Raw genomic sequence first — 25,586 nt, forward strand, 5'->3', positions numbered from 1 at the left:
AGCCTACTTTACTTATTGGCGTGATTGGCGATCAAGGCTTCCAGGGATTGAACCGAGGCAAAGTGCTTGCGGGTTTCTTCGGAATTCGCGGATAAAACGACGCCGTAGCGTTTTTGCAGCGCAACGCCCAGTTCGAGCGCGTCGATGGAATCCAATCCCAGTCCGTCGCCGAACAGCGGGGCGGCGGAATCGATGTCGGACGGACGGATGTCTTCCAGTTGCAGAACTTCGATAATGAGTTCTTTGATTTCTTCGTCGAGTCTTGGCATCGCCTAGCTTTCTTTCATGAAATAGTTTTGCAGGTAGTACGTGAGCTGGCGCGCTGCCAGGGTCGGGTTCTCGGCCTGGCCGGTGACTTCCCTGATATCGATGTCCTGCCGGATTTCGATGTCGAAGTGTGCCATGGTTGGCGGAACTTTCCACCATTTGTTACCTTTGGCGAGCGTGCCCGGCGTGCAACGGATGATGACCGGGGTAATTGCGCATTCGCCGCGCACGGCGACATTGGCCGCGCCGCGCTTGAATGTCATGTTGCCGTCGGCAGGGGTGCGGGTGCCTTCGGGGAAAATGATCAGGTTGCCGCCGCTGCGCAGGGAGGCGATGCAGTCGTCCACCAGCTCCGGGCCGTCTTCATTGCTGATATAGCCGGCCGCCCGCACCGGGCCGCGGGTAAAGGGATTACGCCACAAGGCACCCTTGACGATGCAGTCGGCCTGCCGGACGAAGGCCATCAGCAGCACCGTGTCGATCAGGCTGGGGTGGTTGGCGAGGATCAGCAGGCCGCGGCGTTGCAGTCTTTCCAGGCCGGTGATGTCGTAGCTGAGTACGCCCAGTACGCGCATGAGTTCGACAAACGCGCGGAAAGACAGGCGAATGATGCGACGCGCCCAGAGCACGCGCTGTGCTTCGTTGCGGACCATGAGATTGAGCAGCGGGAAGATGGCCAGCCGCATCGCCAGGCCGCCGGCGCCGAACGCAGCGAAACTGAGTCCGGTCCCACATACTCGCCAGTATTTGTTCAAAAGGGCGGTTTGCTGCCCGGTCGATTGCTTCGTCGAATGCATGATCAGCTTTTTGCCCGATCGCTTATTCAACCAATCAAGCATGGCGGCTCCAGCGCCAGCAGCGGCCATTGGCGACACGCGCCAGTCCGGCGTCGCGGCGCAGGAAGAAGCGCAGGATATCGAGTCCGGCCGGCGCGGCGGCGAGATCCAGAGCTGCGTTGTCGTCCTGATCCGCGGCGGACCAGGACAGTGAAAAATGTTCGCTTGCGTCGCCGGCAGCGTCCTTGCCGTGGGCGGCTTGCAGCAGCCAGGCCCAGGCGTAGCCTTGTTCCGCGCAATCGTTGTAGCTGCTGAAAGCTGCCGGCGGCGGGCTGTCCGACATGACCAGCAACACTTGCGGCGCGCCGTCGGCCAGCAGGCCGCAGGCTTCGATCAGGGCGTGTTCGACGGTGCTCGGGCCGGCGGCGATGGCGATGCTGTTGCCGCGATCGCCGCGCGCAATCGAGAACAGGCCGGCGTTGGCGTTGTGTACGGAGAGGCTGAATGCAGCAGGGGACAAGGGCGCATTGTTGGCCAGTTCCATCAGCAGATCGACCGAACGCGAGCATTCGCCGTGGCGGGAGGCGAAGATGACGGGGATATCGGATTGCGCAGGCAGGCACTGGTAAGCGGTCTCCAGCGCCATTTTCCCTGCCGGGCTGGCGCGGCGGCGCAGCATGGGAGGCATGTCTTTGACTTTGGGTTCGGCGGGTTCCGAGGTTTGTTTCCGGTCGTGAGCCCACTCCAGCCATGCGGCAGCGGTGTCTAAACCAGGCGCCCAAGCCGTATGCGATGCGACAGAAAAACTGACATCCCCAAAACGCATATTTCTATTCGAATGCTGTCGATTGCCCATGCTCTCTTCGCAAACGTTATCGTTATGTCAACCGGATAGAGTGGCTGCTATCTGCTCCCGGAGTCTGTTATACCACCTCCGGCAGGCAATCCTGCCAACTGATCCGATTGTCTGATAATCGCTGCGACCCCCTCGCATTTTTTGTTAATGTGATAACGAGAGCCGGCTTATTGATCGTTAAAAAAAGTAAATCAAATATTACGATAAAAGTCGCTACTAATTTCTATTTTTGGACGAATATTCAGGCCAAAAAAAAGGCAGGGACGAGTTATCGTTCCTACCTGTTTTGTTCCTGCAACATCAGCGCTCAATGATCTGAAGCAGATTGTCGTCATTGCCAGGCAACACCGGCAATTATTCATCCTGTCTTGCTACCGAACCGCATATCGCTCCCTGCTGGTTCATCTCATTTCATGGCGCTGCAACTGCTTTGCATCTACTGCCTGCTCCATCAGCACATGTTAAGTGCTGGTGCCGGGAGCCGGAATCGAACCGGCACGGTGTCACCACCGCGGGATTTTGAGTCCCGTGCGTCTACCTATTCCGCCATCCCGGCAACGCAAGACCGCGATTATGACGGATTTTGAGAAGGCGGGCAAGGCCCTCATGCAATTTTGCTCATGCCGCGCTGCAGTACAAACGGGTATCATCGCCGCTTGAGCGAAAAATGTCGAAGTATGCGGCACATGAATGCATGTTGAAGATTCGAGAAATTTTGTTGGGCAAGGCTTTGGATCCGCTGAAAAGCGAGACCCGCCACTCCCTGGCGCTGGTCGCATTTCTGGCATGGGTGGGATTGGGCGCCGACGGCCTGTCGTCGTCTGCCTATGGTCCCGAAGAAAGTTTCCGCGCGCTGGGCGAGCATACCCATCTGGGCCTGTACCTCGCGCTGGCGACGGCGTTGACGGTATTCATCATTGCACTGGCCTATAACCAGGTCATCGAGCTGTTTCCCACCGGCGGCGGGGGCTACCGGGTGGCGACTAAGCTAGTCGGTCCTTATCTCGGCCTGATTTCCGGCGTCGCGCTGATCCTCGATTATGTATTGACGATCGCCATTTCCATCGCCTCCGGCGTGGATGCGCTGGCGTCCCTGTTGCCGCTCGGCTTCCAGGATTACAAGCTATGGGCGGAAGCCTTCTTCGTCGGCATGCTGATCGTGCTGAATCTGCGCGGGCTGAAAGAGGCGATCCAGTTCCTGTTGCCGGTCTTCCTCGGTTTTGTCGCGACCCATCTGGTGCTGATCGTCTACGGCATCTTCGCCCATGCGGAATACCTGCCGGCGCTGGTGCCTTCCACGCTGAGCGATACCGGCACGCTGGCGCAGAACATCGGCTGGGCCGGTGTGGCGAGCATGCTGCTGCTGGCGTACTCGCAGGGCGGCGGCACTTATACCGGGCTGGAAGCCGTTTCCAACAACGTCAACATGCTGGCCGAACCGCGCGTGCGCACCGGCAAGGTGACCATGATTTATATGGCATTGTCGCTGGCGTTCACGGCGGGCGGGATATTCTTGCTGTATCTGTTGTGGGACGCGCGCCATGTCGATGGCGAGACGCTCAACGCGACCACTTTCAGGCTGATCATCAACAGCATGGGCAGCGGCAGCCAATGGCTCAACGATGTCCTGCTGGCGGTGGTGCTGGCGTTCGAAGCGGGTTTGCTGTTCGTCGCCGCCAATACCGGATTTCTCGGCGGGCCGGCGGTGTTGTCCAACATGGCGGCGGATTCGTGGGTGCCGCATAAATTCCGCTATCTGTCGACGCGGCTGGTCACGCAGAACGGCATCCTGGTGATGGGCATTGCCGCGCTGATCGTCCTGTTCTGGACCCAGGGCAGCGTGACGCTGCTGATCGTGCTGTATTCGATTTCGGTATTCCTGACCTTCGCCATTTCGCTGTTCGGCCTGTGCCGCTACTGGTGGCGCCATCGCCGCCATCTGGCGCACTGGAAGCGGCGTTTCCTGCTGTCGCTGGTCGGTTTCGTGATTTGCGCTTCGATTTTGTCGGTCCTGCTGTTCGAGAAGCTGTTTGAAGGCGGCTGGGCCACAGCGGTGATCATCGCCGCCATTTCGGCACTGTGCATCTATATCCGCAATCACTACCGCGACACCAAGGAAGCGATCCGTTCAGTGGATCAGATTTTTTCCAGCCAGCCCTTCGGCGCCAACATGGAGGCGATCGAGCCGGATCCGGTCAATCAGACGGCAGTCTTCATCGTCGGCACTTCGCGCGGCGGCGGTTTGCATGCCTTGCTGTGGGTGCAGCGCATGTTTCCGCATCATTTCAAGAACTTCATCTTCGTCAATGCGCGCACGGTCGATTCGCACGCCTATGGCGGTGAAGGCGCGGTGGAACAGATGCGCGCCGAGGCCAATGCGACCTTGCAGTTCTTCGTGGATTTTTGCCGCAGCCACGGCATGGCGTCGACTTCGTTTCTGGGCTTCGGCACCGATGCCGTGCAGGAAGTGACCAAGCTTTGCTACGACATCAGCAAGCAGTATCCGAATGCGATTTTCTTTACCAGCAAGCTGATTTTCGAGCAGGACAACTGGTTCATCCGCCTGCTGCACAACCAGGCGGCGCTGGCGATCCAGCGCAGGCTGCACTTCGATGGTTTGCAGATGGTGATTCTGCCGATGAAGGTCTGACGGACAAGAAGAGCGTTTTACGAAACGCTCTTTTTATTTGAGACTGCAGATGGCCTTGATCATTTGCGCGCCGGTCGAGCCGGGCACCGTGTCTTGCAGCTTGACGTCGCCATAGGCGAGGTAGGGGGAGAACAGTGCGCCGCCCTGGGCGTCCGCCTTGGCATACATGGTGCGGCTGCCGAAACCGATTTGCTTGTCATCGCAATCAAGATAGGCGACGGACACTTCGGACAAGTAATATTTGCCGTGTCCTTGCAGTGCCTGGGGCTTGTTCCAGTTCAGCAGGACGTTTGCCTGCAGGACGCCGCGGGTGCGGGTGATGCTCGTTTTGTCGACAAAAAAAGTACCGAAGTCATTGTCGCCGAGCAACGACCATTGCGCGGCAAGAACCTGGTTCGACACCAGCAGCAACGCCAGTACAGCAAATTTCATCATGTCCCGTTCAGTCAATACGGTGAGTGTGTTGGGCAATGTTTTCAGGAAAACATAAACGCCAGCATGGCGACGTCATCTTCCAGCATGATGAGCAAGGTGACCGACCACAGCAGCGTGTGTGCACTCAATGCCGCCGCGAAATACGTCAATCGAACCTTCATCTTGATGGGTAACGCCTGCTTATTTTAAGCGGCAAATGCTAACACGACATGACGGTGCTGTATTTCAGAATGTGCCTCTGATGTAAAAAAGCCGACGATCCCAGGGCCTGTTGACCATTAATTTGTAAGGTGCGTTCCCACCAGAAGGCGTGTTGGCAAGGCGCGTGGCGTAGCAGGTGGTGGGCCCACCTGCAAGCCATGCAACGCCGCCAGCGCGCCTTCTGGGGGGAACCCTCCGGGAACGGCTGCAGGCGTCGCCTGCCGTTGTTGCAGCTCCTTGCCATAGCACCGCTATGCCGCGTCGCCGCGCCTAGGCAGTCAACGCCTGCCGCGCGTTCGCACTTGCAAATTAATGGTCAACAGGCCCTGAATTCGTCGGCTTGAACTTGACACGGCTGGCGCCGCTGCGGCTATTTGCCGTCCGGCGTGCGGCCGATTTCCTTGTAGATGGACTGGATCAGGTCCTTGCCGATGCGGTCTTCCATCTCGCGGTGGACCTTGTACTGGATCTTTTTCCACTCGCTCTTTTCTTCCGGCGTCATGGTCAGGATTTTCATCTTGCCGGTCTTTTTGATGTCTTCCAGCGCATCGTCGTTTTCTTTCTTCGAGTTGCTGTTGAAATAGTCGGTGGCGTCGATCACGGCCTTGTCCATGATCGGCCTGATGTCGGCCGGCAGCGCGTCCCAGAAGCGCTTGTTGGCGATGAACACGTAGCCGTGATAGCCGTGTTCGGAAATCGTCATGAACTTCTGCACCTCGAACAGCTTGGCGGTGCTGACGATGGACGGCGGATTTTCCTGGCCGTCGACCACGCCGGTCTGCAAGCCCTGATAAATCTCCGACCACGGCATCACCTGCGGCAGCGCGCCGACGATGCGGGTGCGCGCGTCGATCACCTTGGACGACTGGATGCGGATCTTCATACCCTTGATGTCGGCCGGTTTCAGGATCGGCTTGTTGGAGGTCCAGTCGAGAAAGCCGCTGTCCCACATCGCCAGGCCGGTCAGGCCCTTGCTATCGAGCTTCCTGAGCAGCGCATGGCCGATAGCGCCCTGCGTGACCTTTTGCGCCTGCGCCATGTTGTCGAACAGATAGGGCAGGTCGAATACTTCGAATTCGCGCACACCCATCGGGCCGAATTTGCCGAAGGTCGGGGCCAGCATTTGCACCGAGCCCATTTGCAGGGCTTCGAGCTCTTCCTTGTCCTTGTAGAGCTGGCTGTTCGGGTAGACCTCGACCTTGACGCGGCCGGCAGTGCGTTCTTCGACGATCTTCTTGAAGTATTCCGCCGTCTTGCCTTTGGAGGTATTGGCGGCGACGACGTGGCTGAACTTGATGACGATGGGTTGCTGCGCGGTTTGTGCCTGTGCGTTGAATGCGAACGTTGCTGCTGTCGCTATGGTCGCGACGATGGCTTTCCAGTGTTGCATGGGGTCTCCTCCTGATGGCGATGCGGTCGCGCTTCTGATGAGCGCGATCCGCATCCGGGTACTGCGGTTTCTGGTCCGCTCAGATGGCGGCGGCGATGGCCTTGCCGACTGCCGTTGTGTCGCCGGTGCCGCCCAGGTCGGCGGTCTTCGGTCCTTCCACCAGCACCTTTTCGATGGCGCTCAGAATGGCGTCATGGGCTTGCTTGTATTTCGGATTGCCGTTGCCGAGGAAATCCAGCATCATCGCGCCGGACCAGATCGTGGCGACCGGATTGGCGATGTTCTTGCCGGCGATGTCGGGTGCCGAACCATGCACCGGCTCGAACAGCGACGGCAGCTTGCGGTCCGGATTGATGTTGGCCGACGGCGCAATGCCGATGGTGCCGGCGCAGGCCGGGCCGAGGTCGGACAGGATGTCGCCGAACAGATTGGGCGCGACCACCACGTCGAAGCGCTGCGGGTTCAGCACGAAATGCGCGGTCAGGATGTCGATGTGGTACTTGTCCCATTTGACGTCGCCGTAGTTCTTGCCCATGGCTTCGACGCGTTCGTCCCAGTAAGGCATGGTGATGGCGATGCCGTTGGATTTGGTGGCCGAAGTCAGATGTTTCTTTGGACGGCTTTGCGCCAGGTCGAAGGCGTATTTCAGGATGCGGTCGACGCCGTGTCGGGTGAACACCGATTCCTGGATCACGACTTCACGCTCGGTGCCTTCGTACATGCGGCCGCCGATGGAGGAATATTCGCCTTCGGTGTTTTCGCGCACGACGTAGAAATCGATGTCGCCGGGTTTGCGGCCGGCCAGCGGGCAGGGCACGCCGGGCATCAGGCGCACCGGACGCAGGTTGACGTAGAGGTCGAAGTCGCGGCGGAATTTCAGCAACGAACCCCACAGTGACACGTGATCAGGCACAGTAGCGGGCCAGCCGACCGCGCCGAAGAAGATCGCTTCGAATCCCTTCAACTGGTCGAACCAGTCGTCCGGCATCATCTTGCCGTGCTGGGCGTAGTAGCCGCAGTGGGCCCAGTCGAAATGGGTGTACTCGATCTCGATGCCGAATTTCTTCGCCGCGGCGTCGACCGCGCGCAAGCCTTCGGGGATCACTTCCTGGCCGATGCCGTCGCCGGCGATGACGGCTACTTTATGTTTGGTCATGCTGTCTGCTCCTTGAAAAATCAGACAGAAATCATAAACGCTATTGTCGGCGCTGCAGCTGGCTATAATTCACGAATCGGTTACTTCATAAAACACGAATCGTGAACAATCAATCTGCTGCCGCCCCTTTGCTGGAAGACCTGCGCCTGTTCTGCACGGTCGCGCGCAAGAACAGTTTTGCCGAATCCGCCAAGGAGCTGGGGGCGTCTCCCGCCTACATCAGCAAACGCATCGCCTTGCTGGAGGCGGCGCTGGGCGTGCGCCTGTTTCACCGCACCACGCGCAGCGTGGTCATGACGGAGGACGGCAGCAACGTGCACGACTGGGCGCGGCGCATCCTCGACGACGTCGACCAGATGATAGAAACCGTCAGCACCGCCAAGCGGGTGCCGCGCGGTTTGCTCAAGATCAGCACCAGCTTTGCCCTGGGGCGCAAATATGTGTCGCCGCTGATTTCCGAATTCGCGCGGCTGCACCCCGGCCTGCGCATCCAGCTGGAGCTGTTCGACCGGCAGGTCGACATGATCAATGAGGGATTCGACCTCGACATCCGCGTCGGGCCGGTGCATGAGCCGCACCTGTTCGCCAAGCGCATTATCGCCAGCCAGCGCGTGCTGTGCGCCAGTCCGGCGTATCTGCAAAGTCAAGGCATGCCGCAGACCTTGTCCGAGCTGACGCAGCATCAATGCCTGGTGATCCGCGAACGCAATCAGTCGTTCGGCATCTGGCGCATGATGGGGCCGAAGGGGGCAGAGACCGTCAAGGTGGCCGGCGGGCTGGCCTCGAACCACGGCGAGATCATCCATCAATGGGCGGTAGACGGGCACGGCATCATCCTGCGTTCGATCTGGGACGTCGCCGCCAGCCTCAAGGACGGCAGCCTGGTGCGCGTGCTGCCGGGGTATTTCCAGGAGGCGGATCTGTGCGCCGTCTATCCGCTGCAGTTGAAGAATTCCGCCAAGGTGCGGGAGTGTGTGCGCTTCCTGCAAAAACATCTGAACGTGCAGGCGCGCTGAAGCGCCGGGTTCAGCCGAAGGCTTCTTGCAGGCTTTGTATCTTGCCGGTGTCGGCGCCGTCATAGCCGGCCAGATCGTCGACCACGCTGCGGAAGGTCGGTGACTGCAGGATGCTGACCACGGCTTGCACCAGCGGATCGTTGAGCGAAGCCGACGGCAGGGCGAAGAAATAGCGCTCGCGCACCAGCGGGATGAAATCCAGGCCGAAGCGCTGCGACGCCGTCTGCACGCCGAAGCCGACATCGGCCATGCCGCTGGCGATGAAGGCTGCGACGGCCGAGTGGGTGAATTCGGTGTTTTCGAAACCGTTGATCTTCTTGTGCGAGATGCCTTGTCCGGCCAGCATCAGTTCCAGCAGCATGCGCGTGCCGGAGCCGGCTTCGCGGTTGACGAAGCGCAGGTCGCTGCGGGTGAGGTCGGACAAGTCGCGGATCTGCTTGGGATTGCCGGGCGCGACGAACAAGCCTTGATTGCGCACCGCCAGGTGGATCAGGCAATCGCTGCGCTTGTTGAGCCACTTGGCGTACGTGGCGATGGCCGGTTTTTCGAATTCTCCCAGCGGTACGTGAAAGCCTGCCAGGTCGCATTCCTGGCGCGACAGTGCGGCCACGGCGTCGGTGCTGTGGCGGTAGCGCACTTCCACCGGCAGCTTGGCCTGGTTGAACTGGTTGAGCAGGGCGGCGACCGCGAAGCCGTGGCTGGCGTTCAGGCGCACGGTCTTGGATTTGCCTTCGACGGTCTTGCCGAGTTCGATTTCCAGTTCCGAGGCCAGGCTGTCCAGCGTGGGCGACAGCCGCGCGCTGACCATGCGGTCGGCCCACAGCAATTTGCTGGCGAACGGCGTCAGTGTCGTGCCGCGGCCACGTCCGCTCTCAATCAGGCTGTGTCCGAACAACTGCTCGGAAGTGCGCAGCAAGCCCCAGGCATGGCGATAGGAGTGGCGCAATTGCTGCGCGCCTTTGGCGATGGAGCCGCTCTGTTGTATGGCGGTCAACAAATTGAGCAAATCCGTCGTGTCGAGCGGCGTTTCTTCTCCGTGGGCGATTTCCCAATGGGGTTTGATACGGACTTTATACATAATAAATATGAAATAAATAGCATATTGAGAACGGCGAGTTTCAATGATACCTTCGCGTTAGTAGGTGTAGCACATAAAAACTATAGGTAATTTTTTGCATAAATAGCCGAATTCTTTCGACTTGCATATAATTGCCGCCCCACAACATCAAAAGGAGGGAATAATGGCCTTCGATTTCCTGCAGAAGGAACACACCATAGCCAAGCCTGGCTTCAATCGCTGGCTGGTTCCGCCCGCCGCGCTCGCAATTCACTTGTGTATCGGCATGGCCTACGGCTTCTCCGTCTTCTGGCTGCCTTTGTCCAAGTCGCTCGGCATCAAAGAGTCGATCGCCTGTGCACCGGACACCGGCTTCTTTGCTCAAGTGTTCTCCACGACCTGCGACTGGAAGATTTCCATGCTGGGCTGGATGTACACCATGTTCTTCGTCCTGCTCGGCGTGTCCGCCGCGATCTGGGGCGGCTGGCTGGAACGCGCAGGTCCGCGCAAGGCCGGCGTCGTGTCGGCATTGTGCTGGTGCGGCGGCCTGTTGATTTCCGCGTTCGGCGTCTATACCCACCAGATCTGGCTCATGTGGCTCGGCTCGGGCGTCATCGGCGGGGTCGGTCTCGGTCTCGGCTATATTTCGCCGGTGTCGACGCTGATTAAATGGTTCCCGGACCGTCGCGGCATGGCGACCGGAATGGCGATCATGGGCTTCGGCGGCGGTGCGCTGGTCGGCAGCCCGCTGGCCGACAAGCTGATGAAGCACTTCGCTACCCCGACCTCGGTCGGCGTGTGGGAAACCTTCGTCGCGATGGCAGTCATCTATTTCATCTTCATGATGGCCGGCGCCCTGGGCTACCGTGTTCCGCCAAGCGGCTGGAAGCCTGCAGGCTGGACGCCGCCGGCGACCACCAGCAACACCATGATCACGCAAAACCACGTGCACGTCAGCAAGGTCTGGGGCATCCCTCAGTTCTGGCTGGTGTGGCTGGTGCTGTGCCTGAACGTGTCGGCCGGTATCGGCGTGATCGGCATCTCGTCGCCGATGCTGCAAGAAGTGTTCGGCGGCCATCTGCTGGGCGTCAACGTCGGCTTCAGCGATCTGTCGCTGGAGCAAAAGGCGGCGATTGCGGCGATTGCAGCCGGCTTCACCGGTCTGATCAGCCTGTTCAACATCGGCGGCCGTTTCGTCTGGGCGTCGTGCTCCGACTTCTTCGGCCGCAAGATGACTTACGTGATCTTCTTCGTGCTGGGCTTCATCCTGTACGTCAGCCTGCCATGGTCGGCCAAAGCCGGCAGCATCGCGCTGTTCGTCGGCGCGGTTTGCCTGATCTTGTCGATGTACGGCGGCGGTTTTGCAACGGTGCCTGCTTACCTGGCGGACTTGTTCGGTACGCAAATGGTCGGTGCGATCCACGGTCGTCTGCTGACTGCATGGGCAACCGCCGGCATCCTGGGTCCTGTGGTCGTGAACTACATGCGTGAATACCAGCTGTCGCTGGGCATGCCGCGCGATCAGGTTTACAACACCACGATGTACATCCTGGCAGGCATGCTGGTGCTGGGTCTGATCTGCAACTTGCTGGTCCGTCCTGTCGCTGCAAAGCATTTCATGACGCCGGAAGAACTGGCCCGTGAAAAGCAACTGGCGCACGAAAAATCGTCGTCCGACAGCACGGCAACGATGTCCGACGCAGAACTGTCGCAAGTCGGTCGCGGCGGCAATCCTGCGCTGATCGGCGCGGCATGGCTGGCAGTCGGTATCCCGCTGGTGTGGGGCATTGCCCTGACGCTGCAAAAGACTGCGGTGTTGTTCAAGTAACAGAGACGTAAAGCAATAAGGCTGCCGCGAGAGCAATGGCTCTGCGGCAGCCGGTTTCACCAGTAGAACCTGTTTGCGATCTGTAGCGAGAGGCCATCAGCCGGTGGCGGCCGGAGCGCAGGAACCGGAGCGTACTTCAGTACGTGAGGATTCCGAGCACCGCCCGACGCCGGATCATGGTCTCGCAGTAAGATCGCGAATAGGTTCTCAGTGTTCTGGTCCAACCCGATGCATCTTGATAGGCAGGGAGAACATGAAACCGTTCGGTCACTTATCGATCAGACAGCGTGCTGTAACGCTCCCGCTCTTCAGCGCAGCGTCTGCACCTCTGATTGTTTGCATCATCTTCGCCGCTGCAGTCCTTACAGTCGCGCTCTTCAGTATTTTATTCCCCCGATTTTTGAGCTTTGCCGTGCCGTTTGCGCAGGCAGGGATCGCTGTATCCATTGCTGCCGGCTTGTTGTCGGCGGCGCGTAACAAAGCAGCGCAGCAACCGCAACGCCTCGTTCCAATCAAGTTCAGGCGGCGAGACTAGACACGCATTTTCACGGTCCGGTAAATAAAACAACAAACCGGCGCCCTACAAAAGTTCAGCAGGAGACGAAACAATGAACAGACAACAGCCTTTCGACGTCGGCGCAGTCAGGGATGTGATTGCCGCGCGCCGCCATATGCCGGGCGCCATGCTGCCCATCCTTCACGGCATTCAGGATGCGGTCGGCTTCGTGCCGGCCGATGCGGTGCCGATGATCGCCGACGCGCTGAATGTATCGCGCGCCGAAGTGCACGGTGTGATTTCCTTTTACCACCACTTCCGCCAGCAGCCCGCCGGCAAGCATGTGATCCAGGTCTGCCGCGCCGAAGCCTGCCAGTCGGTCGGCTCCGAAGCCTTGGCCAGGCACGCCGAGAAAGCACTCGGTTGCGCCTTCCACGAAACCACGCCCGACGGCCAGTTCACGCTTGAACCCGTCTACTGCCTAGGCCTGTGCGCCTGCGGTCCCAATGTCGTGGTCGACGGCGAACTGCATGCGCGCGTCGGCGCCGAGAAACTGGATCGCCTGCTGCAAGCCAAGCGAGGTGCGCCATGAGTGTGACTATTTACGTCCCGCGCGATTCTGCCGCCATCGCCCTTGGCGCCAATGATGTCGCCGCAGCAATCGCCAGCGAAGCGGAAAAGCGCGGTATCGGGATCAGCATCGTGCGCAACGGATCGCGCGGCATGTTCTGGCTGGAGCCCATGGTTGAGGTGGAGACCGCGCAAGGCCGCATCGCTTACGGCCCGGTTGATCCTGCCGATGTATCCGGTTTGTTCGACGCGGGTTTTTTGCAGGGTGGGGCGCACGCATTGGCGCAGGGCCTGACCGAAGAAATCCCTTACCTGAAGAATCAGGAACGCCTGACGTTCGCGCGCGTCGGCATTACCGATCCGGTGTCACTGAGCGACTATCTGGCGCATGAAGGCTATGCCGGGCTGCAGCGCGCCATCGGCATGAGCAGCGAAGCCATCGTGCAGGAAGTACTGGATTCCGGCCTGCGCGGACGCGGCGGCGCAGCCTTCCCGACCGGCATCAAATGGAAGACCGTGGCCAATGCGCAAGCGGCGCAGAAGTACATCGTCTGCAATGCCGATGAAGGCGACTCCGGCACCTTCTCCGACCGCATGGTGATGGAGGACGATCCCTTCGTGCTGGTCGAGGGCATGACGATTGCAGGTCTCGCCGTCGGCGCAACACAGGGCTATATTTACGTACGCTCCGAATATCCGCACGCCATCGCCGCACTCAATGAGGCGATCGATACGGCGAACCAGCACGGCTACCTGGGCGACGACATTCTTGGTTCCGGCAAGATCTTCCACCTGGAAGTGCGCATGGGCGCCGGCGCCTATATCTGCGGCGAAGAAACTGCGCTGCTGGAAAGCCTGGAAGGCAAGCGCGGCGTGGTGCGCGCCAAGCCGCCGCTGCCGGCGCTGGAAGGTTTGTTCGGCAAGCCGACCGTGATCAACAACGTGATTTCGCTGGCGACGGTGCCCATCGTGCTGGCGCGCGGCGCGGCGTTTTACAAGAACTATGGCGTGGGTCGTTCGCACGGCACCTTGCCGTTCCAGCTGGCGGGTAATGTCAGATATGGCGGCCTGGTCGAGAAGGCCTTCGGCCTCACTCTGCGCCAGTTGCTGGAAGATTTCGGCGGCGGCACGCTCAGCGGCCGTCCGATCCGTGCGGTGCAGGTGGGCGGCCCATTGGGCGCTTACATGCCGCAGCAGCAACTCGACACGCCGCTGGACTACGAAGCCTTCGCCGCCATCGGCGCCATGGTCGGCCACGGCGGCATGGTGGTGTTCGACGACGGCGTCGACATGGCGCAGCAGGCGCGCTATGCGATGGAGTTTTGCGCCATCGAATCCTGCGGCAAATGCACGCCATGCCGCATCGGTTCGACACGCGGCGTGGAGGTGATCGACAAGATCATTGCCAACGACAATCGTCCGCAGCAAATCCATCTGCTGCGCGACTTGTGCGACACCATGCTCAACGGTTCGCTGTGCGCCATGGGCGGCCTGACGCCGTATCCGGTGCTGTCGGCGCTGAACCATTTCCCCGAAGACTTCGGTTCGCCGGCTGAAAAAGCCGCCTGAACCAAACCTGTCCCACGCATTCAGCAAGGAGTTGTTGTCATGAACCAGCTCAACGAAACAGATTACGGCACGCCGGCGCGCGTCTCCGAGACCGAGGTTACGCTTGAAATCGATGGCGTCGCCGTCACCGTGCCGAGCGGCACCTCAGTGATGCGGGCGGCGGTCGAAGCGGGCATCAATGTGCCCAAACTGTGCGCCACCGATAGCCTGGAACCTTTCGGCTCCTGCCGCCTGTGCCTGGTCGAGATCGAAGGCAAGGACGGTCGCAAGATGAAGGGCTATCCCGCTTCCTGCACCACGCCGTGCGAATCCGGCATGAAGGTGCAGACGCAGACGCCCAAGCTGGCTGACATCCGGCGCGGCGTGATGGAACTGTACATCTCCGACCATCCGCTCGACTGCCTGACCTGTCCGACCAACGGCAATTGCGAACTGCAAGACATGGCCGGCACGGTCGGCCTGCGCGAAGTGCGCTACGGCTACGAAGGTGAAAACCATCTGGAAATGAAGAAGGATGAGTCCAATCCTTACTTCACCTACGATCCGTCCAAATGCATCGTCTGCAACCGCTGCGTGCGCGCCTGCGAAGAGACGCAAGGCACTTTCGCGCTGACCATCAACGGCCGCGGCTTTGAGTCGCGCGTGTCGGCCGGGCAGATGGATACCTTCATGGAATCCGAATGCGTCTCCTGCGGCGCTTGCGTGCAGGCTTGCCCGACCGCCACGCTGACCGAAAAGACCGTGATCATGCTGGGCCAGGCCGAGCACAGCAAGGTCACCACCTGCGCCTATTGCGGCGTGGGTTGTTCGTTCAAGGCTGAGATGAAGGGCAATGAAGTGGTGCGCATGGTGCCGTACAAGGACGGCAAGGCCAACCACGGCCATTCCTGCGTCAAGGGACGTTTCGCCTGGGGCTATGCGACCCACAAGGATCGCATCACCAAGCCGATGATTCGCAGCAAGATCAGCGATCCATGGCGCGAAGTGTCGTGGGAAGAGGCGCTGGCTTACGCCGCCGGCGAGTTCCGCCGCATCCAGGCCAGGCACGGCAAGGATTCCATCGGCGGCATCACCTCGTCGCGTTGCACCAACGAAGAAACCTACCTGGTGCAGAAACTGGTGCGCGCCGCCTTCGGCAACAACAACGTCGACACTTGTGCACGCGTCTGCCATTCGCCGACCGGTTACGGTCTCAAGCAAACGCTGGGCGAATCGGCCGGCACCCAGACTTTCGATTCCGTGATGAAGTCTGACGTCGTCATGATCATCGGCGCCAATCCGGCGTCGGCGCATCCTGTGTTCGCCTCGCAGATGAAGCGCCGCCTGCGACAGGGCGCCAAGCTGATCGTCATCGATCCGCGCACCACGGAGATGGTCAAGTCGCCGCATATCCAGGCCGACTATCACCTCAAGCTGCGTCCCGGCACCAACGTCGCGGTGATTACCGCGCTGGCGCACGTGATCATGTCCGAAGGCCTGCAAAGCGAGGAATACATCCGCGAACGCTGCGACGTACAGTCTTACGAGCAATGGAAGGAATTCGTGCTGCGCGAAGACAACTCGCCGGAAGCCTTGTCCGCCGTTTGCGGCGTGCCGGCGGAAGAATTGCGCGGTGCGGCGAGATTGTTTGCCACCGGCGGCAACGGCGCGATCTATTACGGCCTGGGCGTGACCGAGCATGCGCAAGGTTCCACCATGGTGATCGGCATCGCCAACCTCGCGATGGCGACCGGCAACGTCGGTCGCGAAGGCGTCGGCGTCAATCCGCTGCGCGGCCAGAACAACGTGCAGGGTTCCTGCGACATGGGTTCGTTCCCGCATGAGCTGCCGGGCTATCGCCATATCTCGGATTCGACGGTGCGTTCACAGTTCGAGCAGGCCTGGGGTGTGACGCTCAATCCGGAGCCGGGTTTGCGCATTCCCAACATGTTCGACGCCGCGCTCGACGGCAGCTTCAAGGGCCTGTATTGCGAGGGCGAAGACATCGTCCAGTCCGATCCGAACACCCAGCACGTCGCCGCCGCCTTGCAGGAGATGGAGTGCATCGTGGTGCAGGACTTGTTCCTCAACGAGACCGCCAAGTATGCGCACGTCTTTTTGCCGGGCTCGTCCTTCCTGGAAAAGGACGGCACCTTCACCAACGCCGAGCGCCGCATCTCGCGCGTGCGCAAGGTGATGCCGTCGAAGTCGGGCAAGTCCGACTGGGAAGTCACGGTGGCGCTGGCCGAAGCGCTCGGCTACCCGATGCCGTACAATCATCCTTCGGAAATCATGGACGAGATTGCGGCCCTGACGCCGAGTTTCCATGGCGTCAGCTACGACAAGCTGGAGCGCCTCGGCAGCATCCAGTGGCCGTGCAACGAAGCGGCGCCGGAAGGCACGCCGATCATGCACATCGGCAGCTTCATCCGCGGCAAGGGCAAGTTCCTCAATACGCAGTACTTCGCCACCGACGAGAAGGTGACGCAGCGTTATCCGCTGATCCTGACCACCGGCCGTATCCTGTCGCAGTACAACGTCGGCGCGCAGACGCGGCGCACCGAGAATTCGCAGTGGCACGATGAAGACCGCCTGGAAATCCATCCGCACGACGCCGAAGACCGCGGCGTGCGCGAAGGCGACTGGGTCGGTATTGAATCGCGCGCAGGGCAGACGGTGTTGCGCGCCACGGTGACCGAGCGGGTGCAGCCGGGCGTGGTCTACACCACGTTCCACTTCCCCGAGTCGGGCGCCAATGTGATCACCACCGACAACTCCGACTGGGCCACCAATTGCCCCGAGTACAAGGTGACGGCGGTGCAGGTCATGCCGGTGTCGCAGCCGTCCGAATGGCAGCAGCATTACGAACAGTTCAATCGTGAGCAGCTCGGTTTGCTGAAAGGCGAGAAGGTTCCTCAGGAGCCTTTGGTAAGCAAATAACAAAATAGCGAAATATCGGAATAGAGAAAGAAGCAGTCAATGAATGCATGTCCCATCCCATCGTCTGCAGACACTGAATTTGCTACTGCGGCGCAGGTCGAGGTGGAAAAATGGCGCGACGGCCGGCGTGAAGTCATCACTGACGTCGTCGCCGAAGAAGTCCCGATCGCGCTCGAATACAACGGCATTTCGCATGCCGTGATGATGGCGACGCCGGCCGATCTGGAAGACTTTGCGTTGGGCTTCTCATTGACCGAAGGCATTCTGGCGGACCCGAGCGAACTCTACGATTGCGAGATCGTGCAGGGCGCGGAAGGCATCCAGGTGCAGATGAACGTCGCGACCGAACGTTTTGTCGCCCTGAAAGAAAAGCGCCGCAACCTGACCGGCCGCACCGGCTGCGGTCTGTGCGGAGCGGAAACGCTGGAGCAGGCGGTGCGTCATCCGGCCGCGGTGCAGGCCGATGCCTTGCGTTTTTCGGCAGAGACCTTGCACGCCGCGCTGGAAGCGATGCAGGCGCAGCAGGAATTGCAGCAGCAAACCGGCGCCACGCACGCAGCGGCGTGGCTGGGGCGCGACGGCAAGATCAGACTGGTGCGGGAAGATGTCGGTCGCCACAACGCGCTCGACAAACTGATCGGCGCGTTGGCGGAAGACAAGCAGGATTTTTCATCGGGCGCCGTCATCATCACCAGCCGCGCCAGTTATGAAATGGTGCAAAAGGCGGCCACCGTGGGCATCGGTTTCATCGCCGCGATTTCCGCGCCGACGGCCTTGGCGATCCGGCTGGCCAAGGAGACCGACGTGACGCTGATCGGTTTCGTGCGCCGGCAAGGCCATGTCGTCTATGCCGGCCCGCATCGCCTGATCTGACAACAATCCCAACACGAGACAACATCATGAATCTTCCGCACCTGATCAAGATGGCCAACCAGATCGGCACGTTCTTTTCCACCATGCCGGACCGTGCGCAGGCGGAGAACGACCTGGCGGCGCATATCAAGCGTTTCTGGGAACCCCGCATGCGCCGCGCCTTGCTGGCCTACGTAGAGCAAGAGGGCGGCCCGGAACTCAGCGAGATCGTGCTGGCGGCAGTGAAGTCGCATGCTGCCGATTTGCAGCCGGCTTGATGGATTTGCCTGAAGTCGGCTGATTCTGGCGTGCGTCGACATTGCTGCGACATTTTCGCGTTGTCTAAAGCATACAAATGTTATCAAAAAATTAATAAAATAGTTTCCCCGCCTTATACTGAAAAGCATATTTCTTTCGGGAAAAAGCTCAGCAGGAGACAGGCGATATGGGGCGCTCTCACGTTATTGTTGTCAGCATCGTGTTCGCGATTGCCGCGGCGGCTTTATCGGTTGGGAGCATGTCCTACCTTTCGCGCTACCGCGCAGGCAGCGAAGAACAAGCCAGGCTGAACGTATTCGCACAGCGCGGCCTGGTGCGTGCGCAATCTACGCTGAACGATATTCGCGCCATCCTTTTTACGCTGAACGCGTTGAGCGTCAAACCTTGCTCGGCCGAGCATATCGCCATCCTGCGCCGCCTGACTGCCAACACGCGTTCGGTTGACGAGATCGATTACTTCGAAAATGGTTTGCTCAAATGCACGTCATGGGGAGGCATCACCGACGAACGCATCGAACAGCCTGCCGCCGATTTCATTACTGAGGACGGCATCAAGGTCACCATACGCATGGTGCCGCTGGTCAGCAAGGGTAATCCGGTCATGGCGGCGCAATACAATGCTTACGGCGTATTGACGGTGCCGGAGAGATTTGCCGATGTCATCGTCGACGAAGGCATCCAGCTTGTGATTGCCTCAGACACCGGAAAAATCCTCAGCACCTTGAATTCCCCGAATGAGCAATTGGCGGCCAGAATCATCGCCGACCCGCAAAACGTTGAAGACGACAACTTTCTTTTTTCCGTCGAGCGCTCGGCCGGTTTTATTGCCATTGCGCTGGAGCCGAAGCGCTATCTGTTTATCCGGTTGCATAAAGAGGACATGCTGTTCGTGCCCATCGGCATCCTGCTGGCGGTGCTGGCGATTGGCTGTGTGTTCATGCGGACGCGTCGTCGCCTGTCGCCTTTGGGAGAGTTGATCATTGCGGTGAAGAAGCACGAACTCATCGCTCACTACCAACCCATCGTCGAACTGGCGAGCGGACGCTGTGTCGGCGCCGAGGCTTTGCTGCGCTGGCAGCGTCCCGATGGCGAGGTGCTGCGACCGGACTTGTTCATTCCCCTGGCGGAAGAAAGCGGACTGATCGGCGCCATTACCGATCAGGTCATCGGTCTTGTCGTACGCGATCTGCAAGCCATGTTGGTAAGCGATCGAAGCCTGCACGTGGCGATCAATCTCAGCGCCGACGATATCAAGGACGGACGAGGGCTTGATGCGATTCAGGCGGCGCTGGCCGATACCGGCATCGAGAATCGCCAGATCTGGCTGGAAGCGACGGAGCGGGGCTTTATCGATATTACGTCGGCCTGCCTGACCTTGGGTCACGCGAGGGAGCTTGGCCATGCAGTCTCGGTGGACGACTTCGGCACCGGCTATTCCAGTTTGTCGTCGTTGCAGAAGCTGCCGCTCGACGCCGTCAAGATCGACAAGAGTTTCATCGACAAGATCGGCACCGATTCGGCCAGCAGCAGCGTCACGCCTCACATCATCGCCATGGCCAAGACACTGCATCTCGGCATCTTCGCCGAAGGGGTGGAAACGCAAGGGCAGGCCGATTACCTGCGAAATCAAAAGGTGGAATATGCGCAGGGATGGTTGTTTTCTGCGGCGATGCCGGTGGAAGAATTCATTTCTTACTACAAGAAAAATCGCGAGCAGTTTCCGGACTGAACGAATGTCGGCGACGTCATGCTGCGCTTGCTTTCATGGTTGGATGGCGCAAGAGCCCGGCGACGCTGCCGTCGGTTCGATCAGTGCGAGTTTTTCCTTGCAATGCGGCAAGGAAAGCGGCTGGCACTTGCTGCGGCGCAGAATGAGACAACAATAAAACTGCGTGTATGGCGATAAAAATATTCATGTGAAATAGTTTGCAAAAGGATTTTTGCGCTGCTATCTTGGAACCGGTTCCAAAGATTCGCAAAAATAAAAACCTGGGAACCCGCAGAACAAATCAATCGATGTATCGGTAGATAACAATCAACGATTTGGCAGGTAGAGTGAGACAAAAATCCAATATGCAACACATGCGCAGCGTTGGCGCGGGCAGGGTCACGATTGCCCAGGTCGCACGCGAAGCGGGTGTGTCGAAGACCAGTATTTCGAGATATCTCGGCGGCGAGCTTGACGCCTTGTCGGAGCACCTGCGCGAACAGATTCGCAGCACGATCGCCCGGCTCGGTTATCAGCCAAGCCAGATGGCGCGCGGCCTCAAGGGCGGGCGCACACGCTTGATCGGGATGCTGGTGGCGGACATCCTGAATCCGTATTCGGTCGCCGTGCTGAACGGCGCGGAGGCGGCTTGCCAGGAGCATGGCTATACCCTGATGTTGTGCAATACCGGTAATGACGAAAAGCGCGAACTGCAATCGCTGGCGGCTTTGCATTCCTATAGCGTGGAAGGTTTGCTGTTCAACACGCAGGGACGCAATGTCACGCCGCTGAAAGAGTTGGGACGCGTGGCGTTTCCGGTGGTGTTGCTGGACCGGCGTATTGAAGGCTGCGATTTCGACCTGGTCGGACTCGACAACGTCAGAGCGGCGCGCATGGCGACTGAGCATTTGCTGGCGAGCGGTTACACCGATATCGGACTGGTGGTGCAGCCATTGTATGGCGTGAGCTCAAGGCAGGGGCGGCAAGCGGGATTCCTGCAGGCGCTGGCCGAAAGGCCCGATTGCGAAGGCGAGACGCTGGAAGTGCATATCGATCAGCCCGGCCATGTGGCGGCCATGCTGCAGGATTTCTTGAAGCGTCGCAAAGCTAGTCGCGACGGCGGGAAAATCGCCATCCTCGCGGGCAACGGCATGGTGTCGCTGCAAATTGCACTGGCCTTGCAAAGCATGAAATTGCGTTTTCCCGAAGACATCGGCTTGCTGTGTTTTGACGAGTTGTCGTGGTCGCCGCTGGTGGGAAGCGGCATCAGCACGATTGAGCAGCCGACGTATGAAATCGGTTTTGCGGCCATTGAGCGTTTGCTTGCACGCATCCATGGAGAGCGCGCTCCGCGCCGGGAAATCTTGCTGGAGGGGCGCCTGATTCAGCGTGGCTCAAGCTTGCCGACAGGGATGTTGAAGGGAACGAAAGAGCAGATTTTTTAATGATTCTGGAACCGATACCAGAGACAAGAAATGCACGAGCGATGCAAAACTGCACAGAAGAGTCGGACGGCAAGGCAACGCAGTCCGATATAAAAACAAGCTGAAGGACAAGCTGTAAAGCAGAGAAGCAGTAAAGAGGGCGAAAGCCGTTTATTGAGGATGTTTGCAAGTTGCTTCTATCCGGGGCGACGAGCAAAAAAAGGAGACAAGTCATGAGCATCAAGAAACTGTTCAGCACCAAATTCGCCGCGCTGACCCTGGTTGCCGCCTGCGCCGCCAGCGCAGCCGTCAGCGCCAGCGCACAAACCGTGGCCGACCTGATCAAGAAGGGCAAGATCACCATCGGCGTCGTCAGCGGCACACCGCCGTTCGGCAGCGTTGACGCCAAGGGCGAACCGATTGGTTACGACGTCGACGTCGCCAACCTGATCGGAAAATATATCGGTTTGCCTGTGGAAATCGTTCCACTGGTGCCGCCGGCGCGTATTCCTGCGCTGGAATCCGGCAAGGTCGACTTCCTGGCCGCGACACTGGCGCCGACGCCTGAGCGCGCCAAGGCGGTCATGTTCACGATTCCTTACAGCGCTTTTGAGTTGTCCATCGTCGGTCCGGTCGGATCCAAGTTCAAGAGCCTGAACGACCTGGTCAAGAAGAAGGTCGGTGTCTCGCGCGGCAGCACCAACGACACGGCGCTGACACGTCTGGCGCCTGCCGGCACCGTGCTGGTCCGTTTTGAAGACGACTCGACCGTGACCCAGGCGTTGCTGAGCGGCCAGGTTGATGCGATCTCCATCCCGAACACCATGGCCAATGAAATCGTGAAGACCCGTGGCGCCGGCAAGATCGACGTCAAGTTCCCTTACTCCCTGCAACCGAACTCCATGACCGTGCGTAAAGGCGCGTTCGATCTGCAGCAATGGCTCAACAACTTCATCTACTACGTCAAGCTGAACGGCGAACTGGATGCAATCGCGCGCAAGTGGTCGGGTTCGCCACTGCCGAATCTGCCGGTGTTTTAAGAAACGTTTAACGAATCCGGGTCTCGATCCAGTCTGCGAATTCAATAGCATGTCGTCCCAGCGAAAGCTGGGACCCAGTGTCGTGAACAGGCGATCGGAAAGTTTGCCGCAGCCGCCAACGCCGCTGGATTCCGGCTTTCGCCGGAACGACAAGTTATCGACAAGCGTCGGTGGCCATTTGCCGCCAATCGTGATCCGGATGTTTCCGCCGACCGTTGCAAGTTCATGACGGTGCGGTGAATCGGCAAGGAGTAGAAGATGTCTTATGATTTTCAGTTTGCGTTCATCTTTCAGCACATGGACCAGCTGTTATGGGGAGCGCTGCTCACCATCCGGCTCAGTGCGCTGTCGATGATCTGCGGTTTGGCGGTGGGTATCTTCGGGGCGATCGTGAGCATTCACGGTTCGGCGCCGGCCCGCTTTGCGGTCACGTCCTATGTGGAGCTGATCCGCAGCACGCCTTTCCTGGTGCAGTTGTTCATTATCTTTTTCGGCTTGCCCGCTGCGGGCGTGCAGGTCGATGCCAATATCGCCGCGTTGGTGGCGATGACGGTCAATCTCGGGGCGTATTCGACCGAGATCGTGCGCGCCGGCATGATGGCGGTCCATCCTTCGCAGATCGAGGCGGCGCAGGCGCTGGCGATGACGCGCTGGCAGGTGATCCGCCACGTGGTGCTGACGCCGGCGCTGGAGAAGGTTTATCCGGCCCTGGCCAGCCAGTTCACGCTGATGATGCTGGCTTCCAGCGTGGTGTCGGCGATTTCTGCCGAAGAGCTGACCGCGAGCGCCAACCTGCTCGACGCCGAAACTTTCCGCAGCTTCGAAATTTACCTGATCGTGATGGTGCTCTACATTCTGCTGGCGCTGCTGTTCCGCCTCAGTTTCTGGCTCATCGGTCTGGTTGTGTTTAAACGCCGCCGCCGTCTTGGCGTAGCGCGGCCAAGGGGGAACCGATGATTGCCGAATTTTCCTGGGACCAGTTTGTCTTCTTGTGGGAAGCCGCGCGCTGGACGGTGCTGTTGTCGGTGTTGGCGTTCGTCGTCGGCGGGGCGGCCGGTTTCGTCGTCGCGCTGATGCGCACTTCGCACCTGCCGATCCTGCGCACGGTGTCCGCGGTGTATATCCAGATCATTCAGGGTACGCCGGTGCTGATCATCCTGTTCCTGTCGTTCTACGGACTGGCGATCTATGGCTTCAAGCTGCCGCCGATGGTGGCGGCGACGATCGCGATGACGATTTATACGAGCGCCTATCTCGGTGAAATCTGGCGCGGCTGTATCGAAGCCGTGCCGGTGCCGCAGTGGGAAGCGTCGACTGCGCTGGCCATGACGCGCTGGCAGCAGCTGCGCTATGTGATCCTGCCGCAGGCGGTGCGCATTTCGCTGCCGCCGACGGTGGGTTTCCTGGTGCAGATCGTCAAGAACACCTCGATCGCTTCCATTATCGGCCTGGTGGAGTTGACGCAGGCGGGCAAGCTCGTCAGCAACGCGACTTTCCAGCCCTTCCTCGTATTCCCGATTGTTGCAGCGATTTACTTCATTTTCTGCTATCCGCTGTCGCGTTTCAGTTTTGCCTTAGAAAGGAAATTACATGCCCATCGTTGAGATCGAGAACATCACCAAGAGCTTTGGCAGCAACCAGGTCTTGAATGGGATATCGTTGTCCGTCGAGCGCGGGCAGGTCATTGCGATCATCGGACGCAGCGGTTCAGGAAAAAGTACGATGCTGCGTTGCATCAACGGTTTGGAGACCATTGATGGTGGTAGCATCAGCGTTGCCGGTCACAAGCTCACTGCAAAACATGAGCATCTGATCGAGTTGCGCAAGGATGTCGGGATGGTGTTCCAGCACTACAATCTGTTCCCGCATCTGACGGTGGAAGAGAACGTCATGCTATCGCCGCGCATCGTCAAGAAAGTCGCAACCGAGAAGGCGCGCGAAACGGCGATCAAGGTCTTGAAGCAGGTCGGCCTCGATCACAAGCGCGATGCGTATCCGGAACAGTTGTCCGGCGGTCAGCAGCAGCGCGTGGCGATTGCCCGTTCGCTGGCGATGGAGCCGCAGGTCATGCTGTTCGACGAAGTGACGTCGGCGCTGGATCCGGAGTTGACGCAAGAAGTGCTGAAAGTCATGGAAGAACTCGCCCGAGGAGGAATGACTATGTTGCTCGTCACGCACGAAATGGAATTCGCCCGGCGCGTCGCCGATCTCACCGTGTTCATGCATCAGGGCAAGGTCTGGGAAACGCGTCCGTCCAAGGAATTCTTCGCCGATCCGCAAACGCCGGAAGCACGCCAGTTCGTCGGCGCCGGCAACATCAAATGAAAACCCCGGTACTGGTTGCGGCTTCGGCCTATGGCGCAGATTTCGTGCGCCAGGTCGGCCATGCGCATCTGATCCCCATCGTTGCAGCGGCTGGTGCGGCGGGCCTGGAAATTCGCCGCGAGTTGTTTGCCGAGTTGCCGGATTTCGACGAACTGCACGCGCTGCTGGTGAAGCACAAGCTGTTCTCGGTGTATTCGGCTCCCATCGAATTGTTCCGTAAGGACGGTTCGCTGGCGCGCGACGAACTGGACGAAGTGATGGGCGAGGCGCAGCAATTGCAGTCGCGTTTCCTGAAGGTGTCGCTGGGACATTTTTCGCCGTCCAGCAACATGTTGGACTGGTCGCGCTTTGTGGCGCAGGCTCCCGTGCCCTTGTTGCTGGAGAACGACCAGACCGAACACGGCGGCAAGCTGGAATCGATCGCCAATTTCCTCGCAGTGTGTTCCGGCACCGGCGTGCCGGTCGGCATGACCTTCGACATGGGCAACTGGCGCTGGAGCGGCGTGGACGCTGAAGTCGCCGCGCGTACACTGGCGGGGCACGTGCAATACGTGCACTGCAAGGGCGTGTGGAACGACAAGGGCAAGCTCAAGGCGATCCCGCTGGATGAGGACGACGCCGTCTGGCGGCGCTTGTTCTCGCATTTTCCGCGCGGCGTGCAACGGGCGATCGAATTCCCCATTATCGGCAAGGATCTGGAAGCCATGACCCGCGATTACGTGGCGATGCTTGCTTCGGCATAGTTGTTTGCCTGCCGGGATCTTTTGCACGA

General features: G+C 59.6%; 22 protein-coding genes and 1 tRNA gene. 15 read left to right on the forward strand and 8 right to left on the reverse strand.

What is annotated here, in order from left to right; all coding sequences use genetic code 11:
• Positions 1 to 8 precede the first annotated feature (8 nt).
• The 4 genes from AKL25_RS01750 to AKL25_RS01765 form a co-directional block, all read right to left on the reverse strand.
• Positions 9 to 269 (reverse strand): phosphopantetheine-binding protein, encoded by a 261-nt coding sequence (locus AKL25_RS01750; RefSeq protein WP_050475909.1) that lies wholly within the window; start codon positions 267 to 269, stop codon positions 9 to 11.
• A 3-nt stretch (positions 270 to 272) separates the two neighbouring features.
• A complete protein-coding gene (locus AKL25_RS01755; RefSeq protein WP_050476113.1) occupies positions 273 to 1,064 on the reverse strand; it encodes a lysophospholipid acyltransferase family protein in 792 nt (263 codons plus the stop codon).
• 34 nt (positions 1,065 to 1,098) lie between these two features.
• The gene (locus AKL25_RS01760; protein ID WP_083444537.1) at positions 1,099 to 1,869 is read right to left on the reverse strand and encodes a beta-ketoacyl synthase chain length factor; all 771 of its coding nucleotides are present in this window, start codon (positions 1,867 to 1,869) and stop codon (positions 1,099 to 1,101) included.
• Between the two features lie 499 nt (positions 1,870 to 2,368).
• A tRNA-Leu gene (locus AKL25_RS01765) sits at positions 2,369 to 2,455 on the reverse strand.
• 138 nt (positions 2,456 to 2,593) lie between these two features.
• Between AKL25_RS01765 and AKL25_RS01770 the strand changes: the two genes are divergently transcribed.
• Complete coding sequence (locus AKL25_RS01770; RefSeq protein ID WP_050476114.1) at positions 2,594 to 4,549, forward strand: APC family permease; 1,956 nt, start codon at positions 2,594 to 2,596, stop codon at positions 4,547 to 4,549.
• A 33-nt stretch (positions 4,550 to 4,582) separates the two neighbouring features.
• Here AKL25_RS01770 and AKL25_RS01775 read toward each other — a convergent pair whose 3' ends face one another.
• From AKL25_RS01775 to AKL25_RS01785, 3 genes are all read right to left on the reverse strand, one after another.
• Positions 4,583 to 4,984 (reverse strand): surface-adhesin E family protein, encoded by a 402-nt coding sequence (locus tag AKL25_RS01775; protein ID WP_050475911.1) that lies wholly within the window; start codon positions 4,982 to 4,984, stop codon positions 4,583 to 4,585.
• 571 nt (positions 4,985 to 5,555) lie between these two features.
• A complete protein-coding gene (locus AKL25_RS01780; RefSeq protein ID WP_050475912.1) occupies positions 5,556 to 6,575 on the reverse strand; it encodes a DctP family TRAP transporter solute-binding subunit in 1,020 nt (339 codons plus the stop codon).
• 79 nt (positions 6,576 to 6,654) lie between these two features.
• The gene (locus tag AKL25_RS01785) at positions 6,655 to 7,731 is read right to left on the reverse strand and encodes a tartrate dehydrogenase (RefSeq protein WP_050475913.1); all 1,077 of its coding nucleotides are present in this window, start codon (positions 7,729 to 7,731) and stop codon (positions 6,655 to 6,657) included.
• A 101-nt stretch (positions 7,732 to 7,832) separates the two neighbouring features.
• On the opposite strand from AKL25_RS01785, the gene AKL25_RS01790 reads away from it, so the two are divergent.
• On the forward strand, positions 7,833 to 8,747 hold the full coding sequence (locus AKL25_RS01790) for a LysR family transcriptional regulator (RefSeq protein WP_050475914.1): 915 nt from the start codon (positions 7,833 to 7,835) through the stop codon (positions 8,745 to 8,747).
• Positions 8,748 to 8,757: 10 nt separating this feature from the next.
• On the opposite strand, the gene AKL25_RS01795 is transcribed toward AKL25_RS01790, so the two are convergent.
• Positions 8,758 to 9,825 (reverse strand): substrate-binding domain-containing protein, encoded by a 1,068-nt coding sequence (locus AKL25_RS01795; protein WP_050475915.1) that lies wholly within the window; start codon positions 9,823 to 9,825, stop codon positions 8,758 to 8,760.
• Between the two features lie 163 nt (positions 9,826 to 9,988).
• Here AKL25_RS01795 and AKL25_RS01800 point away from each other — a divergent pair, with 163 nt between their 5' ends.
• From AKL25_RS01800 to AKL25_RS01865, 13 genes are all read left to right on the forward strand, one after another.
• Positions 9,989 to 11,632, forward strand: a complete 1,644-nt coding sequence (locus tag AKL25_RS01800) for an OFA family MFS transporter (RefSeq protein WP_050475916.1) — start codon at positions 9,989 to 9,991, stop codon at positions 11,630 to 11,632.
• Positions 11,633 to 12,240: 608 nt separating this feature from the next.
• Positions 12,241 to 12,720 carry a formate dehydrogenase subunit gamma gene (locus tag AKL25_RS01810; protein ID WP_050475918.1) on the forward strand — a complete coding sequence of 160 codons (480 nt, stop codon included), beginning with the start codon at positions 12,241 to 12,243 and terminating at the stop codon, positions 12,718 to 12,720.
• On the forward strand, positions 12,717 to 14,267 hold the full coding sequence (locus AKL25_RS01815) for a formate dehydrogenase beta subunit (protein WP_050475919.1): 1,551 nt from the start codon (positions 12,717 to 12,719) through the stop codon (positions 14,265 to 14,267). Before AKL25_RS01810 ends, AKL25_RS01815 begins: the two co-directional genes overlap by 4 nt.
• Before the next feature lie 39 nt (positions 14,268 to 14,306).
• The gene (gene fdhF, locus AKL25_RS01820) at positions 14,307 to 17,186 is read left to right on the forward strand and encodes a formate dehydrogenase subunit alpha (protein WP_050475920.1); all 2,880 of its coding nucleotides are present in this window, start codon (positions 14,307 to 14,309) and stop codon (positions 17,184 to 17,186) included.
• Between the two features lie 39 nt (positions 17,187 to 17,225).
• Entirely contained in the window at positions 17,226 to 18,059 is an 834-nt protein-coding gene (gene fdhD, locus AKL25_RS01825) for a formate dehydrogenase accessory sulfurtransferase FdhD (protein ID WP_050475921.1), read from the forward strand.
• A 26-nt stretch (positions 18,060 to 18,085) separates the two neighbouring features.
• Positions 18,086 to 18,316 (forward strand): formate dehydrogenase subunit delta, encoded by a 231-nt coding sequence (locus tag AKL25_RS01830; protein ID WP_050475922.1) that lies wholly within the window; start codon positions 18,086 to 18,088, stop codon positions 18,314 to 18,316.
• Positions 18,317 to 18,555: 239 nt separating this feature from the next.
• On the forward strand, positions 18,556 to 20,046 hold the full coding sequence (locus AKL25_RS01835) for an EAL domain-containing protein (RefSeq protein ID WP_205627195.1): 1,491 nt from the start codon (positions 18,556 to 18,558) through the stop codon (positions 20,044 to 20,046).
• Between the two features lie 344 nt (positions 20,047 to 20,390).
• A complete protein-coding gene (locus tag AKL25_RS01840) occupies positions 20,391 to 21,470 on the forward strand; it encodes a LacI family DNA-binding transcriptional regulator (RefSeq protein ID WP_050475924.1) in 1,080 nt (359 codons plus the stop codon).
• A gap of 212 nt (positions 21,471 to 21,682) precedes the next feature.
• A complete protein-coding gene (locus AKL25_RS01845) occupies positions 21,683 to 22,489 on the forward strand; it encodes a transporter substrate-binding domain-containing protein (protein ID WP_050475925.1) in 807 nt (268 codons plus the stop codon).
• Positions 22,490 to 22,747: 258 nt separating this feature from the next.
• The gene (locus AKL25_RS01850) at positions 22,748 to 23,446 is read left to right on the forward strand and encodes an amino acid ABC transporter permease (RefSeq protein ID WP_007879909.1); all 699 of its coding nucleotides are present in this window, start codon (positions 22,748 to 22,750) and stop codon (positions 23,444 to 23,446) included.
• The gene (locus AKL25_RS01855; protein ID WP_050475926.1) at positions 23,443 to 24,093 is read left to right on the forward strand and encodes an amino acid ABC transporter permease; all 651 of its coding nucleotides are present in this window, start codon (positions 23,443 to 23,445) and stop codon (positions 24,091 to 24,093) included. Before AKL25_RS01850 ends, AKL25_RS01855 begins: the two co-directional genes overlap by 4 nt.
• Positions 24,080 to 24,814, forward strand: coding sequence for an amino acid ABC transporter ATP-binding protein (locus tag AKL25_RS01860; RefSeq protein WP_050475927.1), 735 nt, complete (start codon positions 24,080 to 24,082; stop codon positions 24,812 to 24,814). Before AKL25_RS01855 ends, AKL25_RS01860 begins: the two co-directional genes overlap by 14 nt.
• Positions 24,811 to 25,557: a sugar phosphate isomerase/epimerase family protein gene (locus tag AKL25_RS01865; protein WP_050475928.1), complete on the forward strand. Its 747-nt coding sequence runs from the start codon at positions 24,811 to 24,813 to the stop codon at positions 25,555 to 25,557. Before AKL25_RS01860 ends, AKL25_RS01865 begins: the two co-directional genes overlap by 4 nt.
• Positions 25,558 to 25,586 lie beyond the last annotated feature (29 nt).

Origin of the sequence: Herbaspirillum rhizosphaerae (assembly GCF_001189965.1) — a bacterium.
In the GTDB taxonomy this organism is placed as follows: Bacteria; Pseudomonadota; Gammaproteobacteria; order Burkholderiales; family Burkholderiaceae_D; genus Herbaspirillum; species Herbaspirillum rhizosphaerae.

Excerpts from the sequence above, each read along its gene's own strand:
- AKL25_RS01835 (WP_205627195.1), top strand. The coding sequence starts at position 18,556 with ATGTCCTACCTTTCGCGCTACCGCGCAGGCAGCGAAGAACAAGCCAGG.
- fdhF (WP_050475920.1), top strand. The coding sequence starts at position 14,307 with ATGAACCAGCTCAACGAAACAGATTACGGCACGCCGGCGCGCGTCTCC.
- fdhD (WP_050475921.1), top strand. The coding sequence starts at position 17,226 with ATGAATGCATGTCCCATCCCATCGTCTGCAGACACTGAATTTGCTACT.
- AKL25_RS01760 (WP_083444537.1), bottom strand. The coding sequence starts at position 1,869 with ATGCGTTTTGGGGATGTCAGTTTTTCTGTCGCATCGCATACGGCTTGG.
- AKL25_RS01750 (WP_050475909.1), bottom strand. The coding sequence starts at position 269 with ATGCCAAGACTCGACGAAGAAATCAAAGAACTCATTATCGAAGTTCTG.
- AKL25_RS01855 (WP_050475926.1), top strand. The coding sequence starts at position 23,443 with ATGATTGCCGAATTTTCCTGGGACCAGTTTGTCTTCTTGTGGGAAGCC.
- AKL25_RS01830 (WP_050475922.1), top strand. The coding sequence starts at position 18,086 with ATGAATCTTCCGCACCTGATCAAGATGGCCAACCAGATCGGCACGTTC.
- AKL25_RS01810 (WP_050475918.1), top strand. The coding sequence starts at position 12,241 with ATGAACAGACAACAGCCTTTCGACGTCGGCGCAGTCAGGGATGTGATT.
- AKL25_RS01795 (WP_050475915.1), bottom strand. The coding sequence starts at position 9,825 with ATGTATAAAGTCCGTATCAAACCCCATTGGGAAATCGCCCACGGAGAA.
- AKL25_RS01845 (WP_050475925.1), top strand. The coding sequence starts at position 21,683 with ATGAGCATCAAGAAACTGTTCAGCACCAAATTCGCCGCGCTGACCCTG.
- AKL25_RS01780 (WP_050475912.1), bottom strand. The coding sequence starts at position 6,575 with ATGCAACACTGGAAAGCCATCGTCGCGACCATAGCGACAGCAGCAACG.
- AKL25_RS01865 (WP_050475928.1), top strand. The coding sequence starts at position 24,811 with ATGAAAACCCCGGTACTGGTTGCGGCTTCGGCCTATGGCGCAGATTTC.
- AKL25_RS01850 (WP_007879909.1), top strand. The coding sequence starts at position 22,748 with ATGTCTTATGATTTTCAGTTTGCGTTCATCTTTCAGCACATGGACCAG.
- AKL25_RS01815 (WP_050475919.1), top strand. The coding sequence starts at position 12,717 with ATGAGTGTGACTATTTACGTCCCGCGCGATTCTGCCGCCATCGCCCTT.
- AKL25_RS01840 (WP_050475924.1), top strand. The coding sequence starts at position 20,391 with ATGCAACACATGCGCAGCGTTGGCGCGGGCAGGGTCACGATTGCCCAG.
- AKL25_RS01860 (WP_050475927.1), top strand. The coding sequence starts at position 24,080 with ATGCCCATCGTTGAGATCGAGAACATCACCAAGAGCTTTGGCAGCAAC.
- AKL25_RS01770 (WP_050476114.1), top strand. The coding sequence starts at position 2,594 with ATGTTGAAGATTCGAGAAATTTTGTTGGGCAAGGCTTTGGATCCGCTG.
- AKL25_RS01800 (WP_050475916.1), top strand. The coding sequence starts at position 9,989 with ATGGCCTTCGATTTCCTGCAGAAGGAACACACCATAGCCAAGCCTGGC.
- AKL25_RS01775 (WP_050475911.1), bottom strand. The coding sequence starts at position 4,984 with ATGATGAAATTTGCTGTACTGGCGTTGCTGCTGGTGTCGAACCAGGTT.
- AKL25_RS01755 (WP_050476113.1), bottom strand. The coding sequence starts at position 1,064 with ATGCATTCGACGAAGCAATCGACCGGGCAGCAAACCGCCCTTTTGAAC.
- AKL25_RS01785 (WP_050475913.1), bottom strand. The coding sequence starts at position 7,731 with ATGACCAAACATAAAGTAGCCGTCATCGCCGGCGACGGCATCGGCCAG.